The following is a 16,017-nucleotide window of genomic DNA, read 5'->3' on the forward strand; positions in this document are numbered from 1 at the left end:
ACGGACACGCGAGGGGGCGGACATGTCAATGCCGAAGGGGTCCAACGTTCCGGTGCCGACGACGGCGCTGCGGGTGGACCTTGCCAGGCGCGCCGGACCGGGGGTGCCCGATGTGGACGCCTCGGCGCTGCTGCTGGTGGCCGGAAAAGTTCGCTCGGACGCCGACTTCGTCTTCTACAACCAGCCGGCGCACTCCTCCGGCGCGGTCCGCCACGAGGGCAAGCGGGACGCCGGCGGCCGGGTGACCGACACCCTGTTCGTCGACCTCGCGCGCGTGGAGCCCGCGGTCGAGACGATCGTCCTCGCCGCGTCCGCCGACGGCGGCACCTTCGCGCAGGTGCCGGACCTCGCCATCGAGGTGCGCGACGCGGCCCAGGGGGCCGTCGTCGCCCGGTTCGACAGCACCGGGGCCACGGTGGAGACCGCTTTCGTCCTCGGGGAGTTCTACCGCCGCCAGGGCGCCTGGAAGTTCCGGGCGGTCGGACAGGGCTACGGCAGCGGCCTGGAGGGTCTCGCGAAGGACTTCGGGATCACGGTGGACGAACCGCAGCACGCGCCGCCGCCCCAGCCCTCCTCGATGCCCCCGGCGCCGCCGAGGCCGCAGACCGGCGCTTCCACGCCTGTGCCGCAGCAGCCCACCATGCCCGCTCTGCCGGTCACCGTGCCCCCGCCCGTGCGCCACGCCCCGCCGCCCCCGCCCCAGGCGCCGCCCGCCGCGCCGGTGCGCCTGACCAAGGTCACCCTCACCAAGTCCGCCCCCTCGGTGTCCCTCACCAAGCAGGGCGGCACCTCGGGCGCCATGCGCGTGAACCTCAACTGGGAGGTGCGCAAGCAGTTCTCGGGGTGGGGCAGCAAGCGCGGCCGGGCGGTCGCGCTGCACAACGACCTCGACCTCGACCTGTGCGCCCTGTTCGAGCTGGCCGACGGCCGCAAGGGGGTCGTCCAGGCCCTCGGCAACGCCTTCGGCGCCCTGCACCAGCCGCCGTACATCCACCTCGACGGCGACGACCGCAGCGGGGCCGTGGCGAACGGCGAGAACCTCACCATCAACCTCGACCACAAGAACGACTTCCGGCGCATCCTCGTCTTCGTGACCGTCTACGAGGGCGCCCGCTCCTTCGCCGACCTGCACGCCACGGTCACCCTCCACCCCCAGTTCGGCGCCCCGATCGACTTCTCCCTCGACGAGTGCACCGTGCCCTCCACCGTGTGCGCGCTGGCACTGATCACCCACACCGGCGGCGACCTGATCGTCCAGCGCGAAGCCCGCTATCTGGTGCCGGAACGCGGCGTGAGCCCCCAGCGGACCGTCGACTACGCCTACGGATGGGGCATGAACTGGACACCGGGCCGCAAATAGGCCGGGTCGTCAGCCCTCGTCGGTGAGGGCGTCCGGACGCGCGTAGGTGCGGCCCTTCCAGGCCGCACCCCGCCCCCGGTAGTGCTGCACCGCGGAGTCCACCGTCATCAGGAGATAGAGGAACGCGGTGAACGGCAGCAGCGGGGCGAGCCACAGCGGCTGCCGGTGGTAACGGAGCATCGGCGCGTACGTCCCGGTCATCACCAGCCACGCCAGCCCCCCGAGCACCGCCGTCGCCGTACCGCCGAGGGCGACTCCGGCGAACAGGGCGGCCGGCGGGACCAGGTACACCAGGGCGAGGCCGAGCACCGTGCCGGCCAGCAGCGGCGGGCTGTGCCGCAGCTGGGCGTAGGCGCTGCGCGAGACCATCCGCCACAGGTCGTGCAGCCGGGGGTAGGGGCGCACGCTGTCCACCCGGTCGGCCAGCCCCAGCCAGATGTGCCCGCCGCTCCCCTTCACCGCCCGCGCGAGCGCCACGTCGTCGATGACGGCGTGCCGGATCGCGTCCGGGATCCGCGCCCGCTCCGCCGCCTCGGCGCGCAGCAGGACACAGCCGCCCGCCGCGGCCGCCGTGCGCGCCCCGCGCCGCCCGATCCGGCGGAACGGGTACAGCTGCGCGAAGAAGTAGACGAAGGCCGGCACGACCAGCCGCTCCCACCGGCTCTCGATCCGCAGCCGCGCCATCTGGGAGACGACGTCGAAGCCCCCGGTGCGGGCCGCCGCCACCAGCGCGCGCAGGCTGTCCGGGGCGTGCGCGATGTCCGCGTCGGTCAGCAGGAGGAACTCGGGCTCACGCGCGCGTGCCAGCGCGATGCCGTGACGCACCGCCCACAGCTTGCCGGTCCAGCCCGCGGGCGGCTCGCCCGGCGAGTCCACGGTCAGCGGCAGCCCGCCGTGCCGCCGCGCGAGACCGCGCGCCAGTTCTCCGGTGCCGTCCGAGCTGCCGTCGTCGACCAGGAAGATCTCCGCCCGCCCCGGATAGTCCTGCGCGAGCAGCGACGGCAGGCTCGCGGGCAGCACCTGCGCCTCGTCGCGCGCGGGGACGACGACAGCGACCGACGGCCACTCCCGCGGCTCCCGCCGGGGCGGCAGCCGCACGTCGGTGCGCCAGAAGAAGCCCTGGCAGAGCAACAGCCACAGCCAGGCGGCGAGGGACACGGCGGCGATCCACACAAGGGCGCTCACCCGCGCAGTCTGCCCCACCCGGCCGGGTGGGTGGAGCACATCGTCTATCGTGGCCGGGTGAAGATCGCGCTCATGGACTCGGGAATCGGGCTGCTGGCGGCCACCGTCGCGGTACGGCGTCTGCGACCCGACGCAGATCTCGTGCTCTCCCTCGACCCCGAGGGCATGCCCTGGGGCCCGCGCACCACCGAGGATCTCACCGGGCGCGCGCTGGCCGTCGCCGAGGCCGCCGCCGCGCACGGCCCGGACGCCCTCATCGTCGGCTGCAACACGGCGACCGTGCACGCGCTGCCCGCCCTGCGCGCCCGCCTCGAACCCGGTGTTCCGGTCATCGGTACCGTCCCCGCGATCAAGCCGGCCGCGGCCGGCGGCGGCCCGGTCGCCATCTGGGCCACCCCGGCCACCACCGGCAGCCCCTATCAGCGCGGCCTCATCGAGGACTTCGCCGGCGGTGTCGCCGTCACCGAGGTGCCCTGCTGGGGACTGGCCGAGGCGGTCGAGCACGCGGACGAGGCGGCGATCACCAGCGCCGTCGCCGCGGCCGCCGCCCTGACCCCGGACGAGGTGACGACCGTCGTCCTGGGCTGCACCCACTACGAACTCGTCGCCGACCTGATCCGCTCGGCGCTCCAGCGCCCCGGCCGGCCGCCGCTCGTCCTGCACGGCTCGGCCGGTGCCGTGGCCGCGCAGGCCCTGCGCCGCATCGGCTCCCACCCCGAGCCCGGGGCGCCCGCCGTCGGCGCGGTGACGGTTCTGCTCAACGGCCGGGAGTCCGGCCTCCCGGCACCCGCGCTCGCGTACGCGGAAGGCCGGCTGCTCCAGGCGGTCAGCCCCGCCCGGTGACCGAGGGTCACCCCGGCGACACCCCGGGCTCCCACCGGGGCCCTTGGGCCGCTTGGCGGACGCGTTCACTCCGTCCGCCCCAGCCCGGCCGGAGCAACCCTGCGCAACGCGCTGTTCGCGCAGCGAATCCTGAGTAATCTCATAGGCATGAGGGACCACCCCCACGGCGAGGACACCCCCCACCCCGACGTCTGGACCGGTCGCGCCACCAACCGGTTCCAGTGGGCGCTCGCGCTGGTCGGTGCCGCCTGTATGGCACTCGGTATCGAGCTGGCCGTCGACTCCGCCTGGACGTCCGGCACCGCCCCGCTCGTCATGTCCGTCGTCGGCTGCATCGCCGCCGGACTGCTCGTTCTCTTCGGCACCCTCGCCTTCGTCCACGTCGACCTGAAGCTCGACAAGGAGTCCCTGGAGGTGCGCTGCGGCCACATCGGTGTGCCGCGCCGCCGCATCCCGCTGTCCCATGTCTCCGGCGCCGAGGTCGAACCGCACGTCACCCCGCGCCACTGGGGCGGCTGGGGCTACCGCTGGCGCCCGGACAAGGGCACCGCCGTCGTCGTACGCCGTGGCGAGGGCGTGGTCCTGAGCCTCTGGGACGGCCATACGTTCACGATCACCGTGGACGACGCGGAAGGGGCCGTACGCGCGATCAAGGCCCGGCTGCGGACAGGGACGCCGGGCGCGCCGCTCTGATCCGGTGCCGGGCCCCGCGGCCCGGCGGGATCCGCGCACCTCAGGCCGCCGGGCGGTCCCCGTGGCGGGCGTCGGGCCGGCGCACACCCGACGGGGCGGCCGACGCCGGCGTCTCGGCGGTGAGCGGGCGGGCCGTCGCCAGGCCCGCCAGGAGACCCGCGCCGGCCGACACCGTGGTGAAGCTCAGCGCGTTGCCGACCGAGGCGAGCGCCGCGAGGGCCGTCAGCGTGGCACCCGCGGTGAGGACGACCGGCGTGGGACAAGGCGCCCGCCACAGGGCGAACAGCACCCAGCAGAAGGCCGCCGCCAGCAGCAGCACCCCGACGACACCCTGCTCCGCCGCCAGCTGGAGCGGCGCCGAGTGCGGCTTGCCGTCGGACAGCGCGGACCGCGCCGCCGTCGCGCTCAGCTCCCCGAAGCGGCCGGGGCCCACGCCGACGACGGCGTCCCCGTGCGCCAGGACCAGCGCGTCGTGCCACAGGTCGACCCGGCGGGGCGTCAGCTCGTCCGCCAGCGCCCCGGAGAGCCCGGACGGCAGCGCGTTCCCGGCGACCGCCCAGGTCAGGGCCGCCACCAGGCCCGCCGGCAGGGCCAGCCCCGCGAGGGCCGGTCCCCGGCGCCGGACCTGTCCGGCGGCCAGCGAGCACAGCAGCACGGCACAGCACAGGACGACCGCCGTGGTCGCGCCCAGGACGGCACCGGCGGCCACGACCCCCACGGCCAGGACGCGCAGGGCGAGCCGCAGCGCGGGGACGGGCGTGGCCCAGGCGGCGCAGCACGCGGCTCCGGCGGACAGCGTCAGCACGGCGGCCGCGGCGCCCGCGTGTCCCAGCGGCGAGGCGACTTCGGGCCCCGGGGCGAGCCGCGGCCCGGCCAGGGTCAGGGTCACCCCGGCCAGCGCGGCCGCGGCGGGCGCGGCCACGGGCAGCAGGACGCCGGAGATCCGTCCGGTGGCGTACCCGGCGGCCACGGCCAGCACCGCGAGCAGCACGCCCTCGGGGCGTCCGCCGTGCACGGCCGCGGTGACCAGCGACCAGACGGCACAGGTGCCGAGCACCAGGACGCCCGTCGCGTCGGCGACGTTGCGTCTTTCCCCGTCGGCGCCCGCGCCGGCCGCCGACGCCGTCCCTGTGGAACCCGTGGACCCCACCGTCCCCCCGAACCGGTCGCCCCGACCTGAAGCACGAACCCCGGACAGGTGTGCGACGGGGGCTCAGGCACACCGTAACGGCTGATGGGCGGTTTGTGGATGACTTGCGCCGGGTTGCCCAGGAAGCACGGGTCCCGTGGTGACCGGCCACCGGACGGACCGTGCTGTCGGCCAAATGGTGACCCGCCGTACACTCCCGGAGTGACCGTCACCGCAACTTCCGTGGACCGGCCGGACCGGCTGGAGCCCCAGGCCGCGCCGCTGTCGCGCGGCGCCCGGCTCCTGCGCCGCCTCCTCCCGGCCGCCGCAGCGGCACTCTCCGGAGTGCTGCTCTACGTCAGTTTCCCGCCGCGCACCGTGTGGTGGCTGGCCCTGCCGGCCTTCGCGGGCTTCGGCTGGGTGCTGCGCGGCCGAAGCTGGAAGTCGGCCCTCGGCCTCGGCTACCTCTTCGGCCTCGGCTTCCTGCTGCCGCTCCTGGTGTGGACGGGCGTCGAGGTCGGCCCCGGACCCTGGCTCGCCCTGGTGGTCATCGAGGCGGTCTTCGTCGCCCTGGTCGGCGTGGGCGTCGCCGCGGTGTCCAAACTGCCGGGCTGGCCGCTGTGGGCGGCCGCGCTCTGGATCGCCGGCGAGGCGGCACGCGCGCGTGCCCCGTTCAACGGCTTCCCCTGGGGCAAGGTCGCGTTCGGCCAGGCGGACGGCGTGTTCCTGCCGCTCGCGGCGGTGGGCGGCACCCCCGTCCTGGGCTTCGCGGTGGTCCTCAGCGGCTTCGGCCTGTGCGAACTGGTCCGCCTCGGCGTGGAGCGGCGGCGCACCGGCGAGGTGCGGTGGCTGGCCGCCAACCTGGCCCTGCTCAGCCTGGCCGTCCCCTTCGTGGGCGCCTTCGCCGCGCGCACGCTGGTGAGCGACAAGGCGGAGGACGGCACCGCGACCGTCGCCGTCATCCAGGGCAACGTCCCCCGGCTCGGTCTGGACTTCAACTCCCAGCGCCGGGCCGTCCTCGACTACCACGCGCGTGAGACCGAGCGGCTGGCCGCCGAGGTCGAGGCCGGGAAGGTGGCCCGGCCCGACTTCGTGCTGTGGCCGGAGAACTCCTCCGACATCGACCCCTTCGCCTACGCCGACGCGGCCGCCGTCATCGACAAGGCGGCCAAGGCGATCGGTGCCCCCATCTCGGTCGGCGGAGTCGTCGAGCGGGACGGCAAGCTCTACAACGAGCAGATCCTCTGGGACCCGGAGAAGGGCCCCACCCAGACGTACGACAAGCGGCAGATCCAGCCGTTCGGCGAGTACCTGCCGCTGCGCTCGCTCATCGGGGCGATCAACAGCGAGTGGACGTCGATGGTCCGCCAGGACTTCAGCCGGGGCACCGAGCCGGGCGTGTTCAGCATGGACGGTGCCAAGGTGGGCCTGGTCACGTGCTACGAGGCCGCCTTCGACTGGGCCGTGCGCTCCGAGGTCACCGACGGCGCCCAGCTGATCTCCGTGCCCAGCAACAACGCCACCTTCGACCGCAGCGAGATGACCTACCAGCAGCTCGCCATGTCCCGGGTGCGCGCCGTCGAGCACAGCCGCACCGTCACCGTGCCCGTCACCAGCGGCGTCAGTGCGATCATCATGCCGGACGGGCGGATCACCCAGAAGACCGGCATGTTCGTCGCGGACTCCCTGGTGCAGAAGGTGCCCCTGCGCTCCTCGGAGACCCCCGCGACCCGGCTCGGCATCCTTCCGGAGATCGCCCTGCTGCTCGTCGCCGCGGGCGGCCTGGGCTGGGCGATCGGCGCCGGGATCCGCGGGCGGCGGGCCGAGGCCGGCCAGGTGTCCGCACAGTAGCGTCGGCTGCCCGGGGGCGGGGCTCGCGACAATGGCGTCGGCTGCCGGGGGCAGGGCTCGCGGCCGCCCGGCGCGCCGTCCCGCGTCGACGTACGCCCCGTGCGCGCCTCCGGGGGAGGGGGACCGGCCCGGCTAGGGTCGGTCCATGCCTACTCCTGAGTTCATCACCGATATCCGGGCCTTTGCCGGTCACCAGCTGCTCTGGCTCCCCGGCGTCAGCGCCGTCGTCGTCGACGACGACGGGCGGGTGCTCCTGGGCAAGCGGGCGGACAACCACGAGTGGTGCGTGATCTCGGGCATCCCCGACCCGGGCGAGCAGCCCGCGGACTGCGCCGTGCGCGAGGTGTACGAGGAGACGGGCGTGCGGTGCGTCCCCGAGCGCATCGCCCTGATCCGCTCCGGGAAGCGCATCGAATACCCCAACGGCGATCAGTGCCAGTTCATGGACGTCACCCTCCGCTGCCGGGCGATCGGCGGTGAGGCGCGCGTCAACGACGACGAGTCCGTCGAGGTCGGCTGGTTCGCCCTGGACGCCCTGCCGCCGATGCGGGAACGGCAGCTGTTCCGCATCAAGCAGGCCCTGTCCGACGAACCCGCCTGGTTCGAGACCGCCTCGGTGACGCCGGACGACGCCGGGTGACCTGCGCGCGGCCGCCGCGTGCGCGGGCGGTGGCGCACAATGAAGGAAGGCAGTGCCGCGCAGGCGGCCGGACCGCCCACCGCCGGCGGCCTCGGCCGTACGGAGAGAAGGCGCGATGGGCGAGCACGGTGTCGCCTCGGCAGCGGTGGACGCCCGGGGCCGGGTCCTCGCATGGAGTGCCGACGCACGCCGTCTGCTCGGACACGAGTCCGCGGAGGTGCTCGGCCGCCCGGCCGCCGACCTGCTGGCCGATCCCCTTCCGCCGTCCGCCCACCGCCGCCTGGTCGAGCCGGACCACTGGCGCGGCCGGGTGCACGTGCGGCACCGCGACGGTCACCGGCTGGAACTGCAACTGGACGCGCACCCCCTGCGCGACGCCGCGGACGAGGTCCAGTGGTTCCTGACCGCCACCGTCCCGGAGCTCGCGACGCAGCTGCGGCGCTGGGCGCTGGAGCAGTTCCCCGTACCGGTCGCGCTCTTCGACCAGAGCGGGTTCGCGGTGTCCACCAACGCCGCCATGGAAGGCGTCATGGGCCGGATGGAGCACGATCTCGTCGGCCGCCGCGTGGGCGAGTCGGCCGACGGATCGCGCCGGCTCAAGGGCTTCGAGGGCCTCGGCGAAGCCGTGGACCGTGTCCTGCGGACGGGCGAGACCCTGCCGTACGAGGCATGGCTGCACGCGCCCGGCGAGCCCCGTGAACACGCCTGGCTGATCTCCCTCAGCCCCCTGCGTGACGACACCGGCGAAGTGCGGGGCATGTGCCTGGCCGCGATGGACAGCACCGAGCAGTTCCTCGCCCGCCGCCGGCTGAGCATGATCAACGAGTCCGGTTTCCGGATCGGCTCCACCCTGGACGTCTCCCGCACCGCCGAGGAACTCGCGGAGGTGTGCACGGACCACTTCGCCGACTTCGTCATCGTGGACCTGCTGGAGTCGGTCCTGGCCGACGAGGAGACGGCCGTCCCGCCCGGACCCGGGCTTCCGGTCTTTCGCCGCGCCGCCCAGCGGTCCGTGCTGGACGGCTGCCCCGAAGCCGTGATCCCGGTCGGCACCCGGCACACCTACGACGAGGCCTCGCCGCCGGGCCGCGCACTGCACACCGGGCGGGCGCTGCTGCACGCGGGCGAGGACCTGGTCCGGGCGAAATGGGCAGCGGGCTCGCCCCTACGGGCCCGGCGTATCGAGGCCTACGGCATGCACTCCCTGATGGCGGTCCCGCTGCGCGCCCGCGGTGTCACCCTGGGCCTGTCGATCCTCGTCCGCCACCGCACCCCCCAGCCCTTCGACGAGGACGACCTGCTGCTCGCCGAGGAGCTGGCGGCCCGCGCCGCGCTGTGTGTCGACAACGCCCGCCGCTACACCCGCGAACGCGCCGTCGCACTCGGGCTCCAGCGCAGCCTCCTGCGCGACGGCGCGCCCCGGCAGGCGGCCGTCGAGGTCGCCTCCCGCTACCGGCCGGCCAGTTCCCGCGCCGGGATCGGCGGGGACTGGTTCGACGTCATCCGGCTGTCCGGAGCCCGGGTGGCGCTGGTGGTCGGCGATGTCGTCGGCCACGGGGTGCGGGCCTCGGCCACCATGGGCCGGCTGCGCACGGCCGTGCGGACGCTCGCCGACGTGGACCTCGCCCCGGACGAACTGCTCACCCGGCTCGACGACATCGTGCTGCGCCTGGACGCCGAGTCCGACGACGCGCAGAGCGCGGAGAGCCCCGGCGAGATCGGCGCGACCTGCCTGTACGCGGTCTACGACCCCGTCTCGCGCTGCCTCTCCGCCGCCCGGGCCGGCCATCCGCCGCCGGCCGTCGTCACCCCGGACGGGGCGCCCCGGTTCCTCGACGTGTCCGCGGGGCCGCCGTTGGGTGTCGGCGGACTGCCCTTCGAGACCGCGGAGTTCGAACTTCCCGAGGGCAGTGTGCTCGCCCTCTACACGGACGGCCTCGTCCAGGCCTCCGACCGCGACCTGGACGACGGACTCGGCCTGCTCCGCCAGGCCCTTCTCGGGGCCGGCGGTCCGCTGGAGGAGACCTGCGAGAAGGTCCTGGGCAGTCTGCTGCCGGAGCGCCCCGCCGACGACATCGCCCTGCTCCTGGCCCGTACCCGCGCGTTGGACGCCGGACAGGTCGCCACCTGGGACGTCCCGGCCGACCCGACGTCCGTCGCCCGCGCCCGCACCCTGGCCCGCGACCAACTGGCCGCCTGGCGGCTGGAGGACGCCTCCTTCGTCACCGAACTCGTCGTCAGCGAACTGGTCACCAACGCCATCCGCTACGGCGGAGCCCCGATCCAGCTGCGGCTGATCCGTGACACCGCCCTCATCTGCGAGGTCTCGGACTCCAGCGGCACCGCCCCCCACATGCGCCGCGCCCGCACCTTCGACGAGGGCGGCCGAGGCCTCCTCCTCGTGGCCCAGCTCACCCAGCGCTGGGGCAGCCGGCACACCCGCACCGGCAAGACCATCTGGGCCGAACAGGCCCTGCCCGCCGAGTAGTCGGCAGGCAAGCGAGGGGGGGCGTCCGGGCTCCGGCACCCCCGGCTGCCACACTGCTGGCGTGCTGTTGACGTGGATCGCCGAGGTGGCCGAGGAAACCCTGGTGCTCGAGCCGGCCGACCGGCGGCTGGAGCGGGAGGCCAACACCTGGTTGCTCGGGGTGGACGACGAGGAGCGGCGGTCGCTGTCGGTCGCCGAGGTGGTGTCCGCCTTCGAAGGGGCGGCGGCGGCCCTGCGGGTCCGGATCCGGGCGCTGGGCTTCACGGGGGTGGCGACCTTCTACGTGTGGCACGACGAGCAGGCCGGCCAACTGCGGTGCTCGGTCGGATCGGTGAGTCCGCGGGAACTGCCCTTCGGCGCGGCCTATGTGCCCTCGCGCGAACTGGCGCCGATCGTCCAGGGCTTCCTGGCCGACGCCGGACCGGAGGAACTGCCCCCGCGGGTGTGGGTCTGCGGTGTGGGCGGCGCCGCGTCCTGAGGGCGACGCCGTCCGGGAAGGGGCGGCCGGCTCACGGGTCCGCGAGGGTCAGGAGATGTTCCCTCCCCTCCGAGGGGAGCGCCGGCGGCCCGCCACCGCCGGCGGCACTTCACAGAACCCGCACACGACCCCCGGCACACTTTAAGTTTCAAGCGCTACGCTCGTCGCCGTACCGAGTGGCCGAGGACGCCCACACGCCGTGCCGCTCGCATCCCCCCCACCAGGCACAGGAGACGCGCGTGCACGACGGCGACGTAGTGGTGATCGGCGGCGGTTACGGCGGCGTCCGGCTCGCCCGGCGACTGGACGCGACGGCGCGGGTCACCCTGGTGGACCGCAAGGACGTCTTCTTCCACCGCATCGCGTCCCTGCGTGCCGGGGTGCGCCCCGAGTGGTCGGCGACCCCCTTCATCCCGTACGACCGGCTGCTGCGCAGCGGCCGTGTCGTCGTGGGCAAGGCGGTCCGGATCGACACCGGGCAGCGCCAGGTCGTCCTGGCCTCGGGGGAGCGGCTGCCGTACGACGTGGTGGTGATCGCCACCGGCGCCGACTACCCCGAGCCGGCCCGCTTCACCGGCACCACCACCGAGGAGGCGAGGAAGGCGTTCGCCTTCCACCAGCGCAAGATCGCCGCGGCCGAGCACGTCCTCGTCGTCGGCGGCGGGCCCTCCGGCGTCGAACTGAGCGCCGAGATACGCCTGGCCCGGCCGGACGCCCGGGTCACCCTCGCCCACGCCGGGCCGGCGCTGCTCGACTCCACTGGCAGCGAGCGGGCCGGGCGCCGGGCCCGGACCTGGCTGGAGTCCCACGACGTGGACGTCCGGCTCGACTCGTTCATGTCCCCCGGCAACGACTTCGGCACCTACCGTGACGCGCACGGCGGCCTCGTCGACGCGGACCTCTCCTTCTGGGCGACGGGCACCACCCCCAACACGCTCTGGCTGCGGCTGGCCGGCCACGGCGACTGGCTGAACCCGGCCGGGCAGGTCAAGGTCGACCGGACGCTCCGGGTCGACGGCCGGCCGGACGTGTACGCGGTCGGCGACGTCAACGACGCCACCGAACTCAAGATCACCCCGGCCGCGCTCGCCCAGGCCGACCTCGCCGCCCACAACATCCGCGCCCATCTGCGCGGTTCGGGCCGGCACCGCAGGGAGCCGCGCCTCTACCGGCCGGTCGAGCGCACGCCGATCATCGTGCCCTTCGGCCCGGCCGACGGACTGACCGTGCTGCCCGTGCCGGGCGGCGACACCGCCGTCCTCGGCGGCCGCACCTCCGTCCTCGCCAAGGCGAAGACCCTGATGACCCCGTACATGAGGCGGCAGCTCGGCTACACCGCCGCCTGAACCGCCGGCCGCACGCCACGGCGTCCGGGCAGGCCGGCCGTCGCGGCCGGCTCCGCCGCGCGGGCCGGGCAGAGCGGGGATCGTCACCGGGTCCGACGCCATCTCCCGTGAGAGGCGGGCCGGTTCGGGCCGAGGGCCGGCGGCGGGGGCGCCGCCGGTGCGGCAGGGGGCCGTCCGGGCCGGCTGTGACTTCCCCCACCTGCTCTTGCCCGAGCGGGTAAGGCTTACCTACGTTCGTCCGCATGTCCTCCCATGGCCCCACCTTTCCCGGCGTACCGGACCGGTCCGGTACGCCCGCCCCGGTCGCCTTCGACGTGGATCTGAGCGCGCACGAGATGCTCCGGCGGGCTCATGTCCTGGACGCCCTCGGCCCCGACTGGGACCCCGGCGCGGCCCTGCGCGGCGAGGAGGAGGCGTACGCCCTGCTGTACTCCGGCCTCGACGCGGAGCAGCAGCGCGTCCACGACGAGCTGGTGGCGGCGGGGGTGCTCCCCGGGCGAGGGGGCGGCCATGCTGCCCCTTGACCCGCAGGCCGACGTCGGCCGCCGCGCCTGGGTGGCCTGCCCCAACTGCGACGACCGGCAGGGCTGCGACCCGTGCGCCGAGGGGCGCAGCTGCTCCGCGCACTGGCGCTACCTGCTGTCCAACACCGGCAGCCTGCTCCACCTCCAGTGCCCGTCCTGCACCCACACCTGGACGCACGAGACGCACTTCGGCGCCACCCGTTCCCGCTGGGAGCGAGTGATCAGCGGCCTGCGCCCGCCCCGCTGAACAGGGGCGAAGGCCGACGAGGTCCGGCGCCGCGGCGGGCCCGCTCGCGGCCGACGGCCTCCGCGGTGAGGCCGGACGGCGGAGCGACGCCCGCTTTCGGATGACCCCACCGTCTGTCTCCGGGGACGGCGCGGCGGCGCGGCCCAGGATCGCAGGCGGCCGGGGAGTCCCGGCGCGCCCTTCGTCCGCCCGGAGGCAGCCGTGCGCATCCTGCTCGTCGCCAGCGCGTTCAACAGCCTCACCCAGCGTGTGCACGCCGAGCTGCGCGACCGCGGCCACCTGGTGGCACTGGAACTCGCCCTGCCGGACGGCTCGTTGACGGAAGCCGTGCGCCGGCACGCCCCTCAGCTCGTCGTCGCCCCGATGCTGCGGACGGCGATCCCCGAGGAGGTGTGGTCGGCGTACACCTGTCTGGTCGTCCACCCGGGACCGGTGGGCGACCGAGGGCCGTCCTCGCTGGACTGGGCGATCCACGAGGGCGCCGAGGAGTGGGGCGTCACCGTCCTGCGGGCCGACGCCGAGATGGACGCCGGCGACGTGTGGGCCGCGATGCCGTGCCGGGTCCCGCCGGTGGCCAAGAGCGACCTGTACCGGGGCGAGATCGCCGACGCCGCCCTCGCGGCCGTCCTGCTCGCCGTGGAGCGGTTCGCCGACGGGTCCTACGTGCCGCGCCGGCAGGGCCCGACGGCGCGGGTCCGGCCGTACCTCGACCAGGGCGTCCGGCGGATCGACTGGACCGAGGACTCCACCCGGACCGTCCTGCGCAGGCTGCGGGCGGCGGACTCGCAGCCCGGCGTCCTGGACGAGCTGCTCGGCGGCGAGTGGTACCTGCACGGCGGCCACCCCGAGGGGCTGCTGCGCGGACGCCCCGGCGAACTGCTGGCCACCCGGGCCGGCGCGGTCTGCCGGGCCACCCGTGACGGCGCGGTCTGGATCCCCGAGCTACGGGCCCGGCGGCTGCCCGAGGGGCCGCCCACCTTCAAGCTGCCCGCCGTGCTCGCCCTCGGTGACCTGCTGCCGCCGCTGCCCGAGCACGCCCCGCCCGTGCTGCCCGACGCGGGCGACCCCGCCCGGGCGGACACCTGGACGGACATCCGCTACCGGGAGGACGGGGCCGTGGGCTTCCTCGGCTGGTCCTTCCCGGGCGGCGCCATGAGCACCGACCGGTGCCGGCGCCTGCTGGCCGCCTACCGGGAAGCCTGTACGCGCCCCACGTCGGTGCTGGTGCTGGGCGGCGAGCGGGACTTCTTCTCCAACGGGATCCACCTCAACGTCATCGAGGCCGCCGCCGACCCGGCCGCCGAGTCCTGGGCGAACATCAACGCCATCGACGACCTGGTCGAGGCGGTCCTGACCACCACGGACCGGCTGGTCGTCGCGGCGGTCGGGGGCAACGCCGCCGCGGGCGGGGTGATGCTCGCCCTGGCCGCCGACGAGGTGTGGTGCCGCTCGGGAGCCGTGCTCAACCCCCACTACCGCCTGATGGGGCTCTACGGCTCGGAGTACTGGACCCACACCCTGCCCCGCCGGGTGGGCCCGGCGGCGGCCGAGCGGCTCATGGCGGATGCGCTGCCGGTGAGCGCGGCGAGCGCCCTGCGCCTCGGTCTCGTCGACCGGGTCCTGGACTGCGCCCCCGGTGCGTTCGCGACGGAGACCGGGGCCCTGGCGGCCCGGCTGGCGGCCCGGCCGGCGACGGCGGCCCGGATCACGGCGAAGAAGGCGGAACAGGAGCGCCGGGAGGCCGAGACCCCGCTGGCCGCCGTCCGGGACCGGGAGCTGTCCCGGATGCGCCGCGCCTTCGACGACCCGACCGCCCCGTACCACACCCTGCGTCACGCCTTCGTCACCAAGAAGCGCGCCGGCGGGACCCCGCCGCACCTCGCGCGGTTCCCGGCCGCGAAGGGCGCCGCTGCCCCGTTCTCGTCGTCGTAAACCCGTGCGCACCCCGCTGCCGTCGGATTCACCGGAACGGCCCCCTACGGCATCCCGCCGAGCCCGGACCGCTGGTACCAAGAATTGCGAGAACCGAGAACACTGCGGGTCGAAATACAGGCTTTCATCCCCATACCTCCCCAGGAGGCGGTCCCCATGACTGAGGCGACGCCGAAGACGGTGGGCGCTGCGGACTCCACAGGCGCGCCCGCCGACGAGACACCCACGATCCATATCCTCTGGATCAACGCGGGGCTGAGCTGCGACGGCGACTCGGTCGCGCTGACGGCGGCCATGCAGCCGAGCATCGAGGAGATCGTCCTCGGCGTGCTGCCAGGCCTGCCGAAGATCGCGGTGCACTGGCCGCTGATCGACTTCGAGTGCGGTCCGGTCGGGGGCGCGGACACGTTCATCGAGTGGTTCTTCAAGGGCGAGCGGGGCGAGATCGACCCGTTCGTGCTGGTCGTCGAGGGATCCGTGCCCAACGAGGCGATCAAGCCGGAGGGCTACTGGTGCGGCTTCGGCGACAACCCGGAGACCGGCCAGCCGATCACCACCAGCGAGTGGATCGACCGCCTCGCGCCCAAGGCCCTCGCGGTCGTCGCCATCGGCACCTGCGCCACGTACGGCGGCATCCACGCGATGGCGGGCAACCCGACCGGCGCGATGGGTGTGCCCGACTACCTCGGCTGGGACTGGAAGTCCAAGGCGGGCATCCCGATCGTCTGCGTCCCGGGCTGTCCGATCCAGCCGGACAACTTCTCCGAGACGCTCACCTACCTGCTCTACCAGGCGACCGGCGCCGCCCCGATGATCCCGCTGGACGACAAACTCCGCCCGACCTGGCTGTTCGGGGCGACCGTCCACGAGGGCTGCGACCGCGCCGGCTACTACGAGCAGGGCGAGTTCGCGGAGACGTACGACTCTCCGAAGTGCCTGGTCAAGATCGGCTGCTGGGGCCCGGTCGTCAAGTGCAACGTGCCCAAGCGCGGCTGGATGAACGGCATCGGCGGCTGCCCGAACGTCGGCGGCATCTGCATCGCCTGCACCATGCCCGGTTTCCCCGACAAGTTCATGCCGTTCATGGACGAACCCCCCGGGGCCAAGGTCTCCAGCACGGCCAGCGGCGCGTACGGCGCGGTGATCCGCCGGCTGAGGAACATCACGGCGAAGACCGTGGACAAGGAGCCCAAGTGGCGCCGTACCGGCGAGAAGATCACCACCGGCTACCGGCCGCCGTGGTGACGGCCCGTCGCCACTGACCGCCCCTCTGGTTTCGCGCACACCCCCACCCGGATCCA

The 16,017-nt window shown here is 74.4% G+C and carries 14 protein-coding genes; 12 read left to right on the plus strand and 2 right to left on the minus strand.

All coding sequences use genetic code 11. The features are described 5' to 3' along the window. The first annotated feature begins 28 nt into the window (after positions 1–28). Positions 29–1,360: a TerD family protein gene (locus tag IE275_RS17255; RefSeq protein ID WP_460116271.1), complete on the plus strand. Its 1,332-nt coding sequence runs from the start codon at positions 29–31 to the stop codon at positions 1,358–1,360. 9 nt (positions 1,361–1,369) lie between these two features. Here IE275_RS17255 and IE275_RS17260 read toward each other — a convergent pair whose 3' ends face one another. Beyond that, a complete protein-coding gene (locus IE275_RS17260) occupies positions 1,370–2,545 on the minus strand; it encodes a glycosyltransferase (protein ID WP_229870307.1) in 1,176 nt (391 codons plus the stop codon). A 57-nt stretch (positions 2,546–2,602) separates the two neighbouring features. Between IE275_RS17260 and IE275_RS17265 the strand changes: the two genes are divergently transcribed. Further along, entirely contained in the window at positions 2,603–3,388 is a 786-nt protein-coding gene (locus IE275_RS17265; protein WP_189712202.1) for a glutamate racemase, read from the plus strand. A 147-nt stretch (positions 3,389–3,535) separates the two neighbouring features. Continuing rightward, a complete protein-coding gene (locus tag IE275_RS17270) occupies positions 3,536–4,081 on the plus strand; it encodes a hypothetical protein (protein WP_189712203.1) in 546 nt (181 codons plus the stop codon). A gap of 40 nt (positions 4,082–4,121) precedes the next feature. Here IE275_RS17270 and IE275_RS17275 read toward each other — a convergent pair whose 3' ends face one another. Continuing rightward, positions 4,122–5,231, minus strand: a complete 1,110-nt coding sequence (locus IE275_RS17275) for an O-antigen ligase family protein (RefSeq protein ID WP_229870308.1) — start codon at positions 5,229–5,231, stop codon at positions 4,122–4,124. A gap of 201 nt (positions 5,232–5,432) precedes the next feature. On the opposite strand from IE275_RS17275, the gene lnt reads away from it, so the two are divergent. The 9 genes from lnt (at position 5,433) to IE275_RS17320 (ending at position 15,961) form a co-directional block, all read left to right on the plus strand. Next, positions 5,433–7,061: an apolipoprotein N-acyltransferase gene (gene lnt, locus IE275_RS17280; protein WP_189712204.1), complete on the plus strand. Its 1,629-nt coding sequence runs from the start codon at positions 5,433–5,435 to the stop codon at positions 7,059–7,061. 145 nt (positions 7,062–7,206) lie between these two features. Next, positions 7,207–7,701 carry an NUDIX hydrolase gene (locus IE275_RS17285; protein WP_189712205.1) on the plus strand — a complete coding sequence of 165 codons (495 nt, stop codon included), beginning with the start codon at positions 7,207–7,209 and terminating at the stop codon, positions 7,699–7,701. A 115-nt stretch (positions 7,702–7,816) separates the two neighbouring features. Beyond that, a complete protein-coding gene (locus IE275_RS17290; RefSeq protein WP_189712206.1) occupies positions 7,817–10,189 on the plus strand; it encodes a SpoIIE family protein phosphatase in 2,373 nt (790 codons plus the stop codon). A gap of 61 nt (positions 10,190–10,250) precedes the next feature. Next, the gene (locus IE275_RS17295) at positions 10,251–10,667 is read left to right on the plus strand and encodes a hypothetical protein (protein WP_189712207.1); all 417 of its coding nucleotides are present in this window, start codon (positions 10,251–10,253) and stop codon (positions 10,665–10,667) included. Between the two features lie 239 nt (positions 10,668–10,906). Further along, positions 10,907–12,013, plus strand: a complete 1,107-nt coding sequence (locus tag IE275_RS17300; RefSeq protein WP_189712208.1) for an NAD(P)/FAD-dependent oxidoreductase — start codon at positions 10,907–10,909, stop codon at positions 12,011–12,013. Between the two features lie 242 nt (positions 12,014–12,255). Beyond that, positions 12,256–12,537, plus strand: a complete 282-nt coding sequence (locus tag IE275_RS17305; RefSeq protein WP_189712209.1) for a DUF6400 family protein — start codon at positions 12,256–12,258, stop codon at positions 12,535–12,537. Then, positions 12,524–12,784 (plus strand): hypothetical protein, encoded by a 261-nt coding sequence (locus tag IE275_RS17310; RefSeq protein WP_189712210.1) that lies wholly within the window; start codon positions 12,524–12,526, stop codon positions 12,782–12,784. Before IE275_RS17305 ends, IE275_RS17310 begins: the two co-directional genes overlap by 14 nt. Before the next feature lie 201 nt (positions 12,785–12,985). Continuing rightward, the gene (locus IE275_RS17315; protein WP_189712211.1) at positions 12,986–14,716 is read left to right on the plus strand and encodes a hydrogenase maturation protein; all 1,731 of its coding nucleotides are present in this window, start codon (positions 12,986–12,988) and stop codon (positions 14,714–14,716) included. 156 nt (positions 14,717–14,872) lie between these two features. Beyond that, entirely contained in the window at positions 14,873–15,961 is a 1,089-nt protein-coding gene (locus IE275_RS17320) for an NADH-quinone oxidoreductase subunit B family protein (RefSeq protein WP_189712212.1), read from the plus strand. Positions 15,962–16,017: the final 56 nt, after the last annotated feature.

Origin of the sequence: Streptomyces phaeofaciens (assembly GCF_014648915.1) — a bacterium.
In the GTDB taxonomy this organism is placed as follows: Bacteria; Actinomycetota; Actinomycetes; order Streptomycetales; family Streptomycetaceae; genus Streptomyces; species Streptomyces phaeofaciens.

What these genes read in the sequence shown, in the direction of transcription:
- IE275_RS17270 (WP_189712203.1), top strand. Translation starts at nt 3,536, where the DNA reads ATGAGGGACCACCCCCACGGCGAGGACACCCCCCACCCCGACGTCTGG.
- IE275_RS17255 (WP_460116271.1), top strand. Translation starts at nt 29, where the DNA reads ATGCCGAAGGGGTCCAACGTTCCGGTGCCGACGACGGCGCTGCGGGTG.
- IE275_RS17305 (WP_189712209.1), top strand. Translation starts at nt 12,256, where the DNA reads ATGTCCTCCCATGGCCCCACCTTTCCCGGCGTACCGGACCGGTCCGGT.
- IE275_RS17285 (WP_189712205.1), top strand. Translation starts at nt 7,207, where the DNA reads ATGCCTACTCCTGAGTTCATCACCGATATCCGGGCCTTTGCCGGTCAC.
- IE275_RS17310 (WP_189712210.1), top strand. Translation starts at nt 12,524, where the DNA reads ATGCTGCCCCTTGACCCGCAGGCCGACGTCGGCCGCCGCGCCTGGGTG.
- IE275_RS17290 (WP_189712206.1), top strand. Translation starts at nt 7,817, where the DNA reads ATGGGCGAGCACGGTGTCGCCTCGGCAGCGGTGGACGCCCGGGGCCGG.
- IE275_RS17320 (WP_189712212.1), top strand. Translation starts at nt 14,873, where the DNA reads ATGACTGAGGCGACGCCGAAGACGGTGGGCGCTGCGGACTCCACAGGC.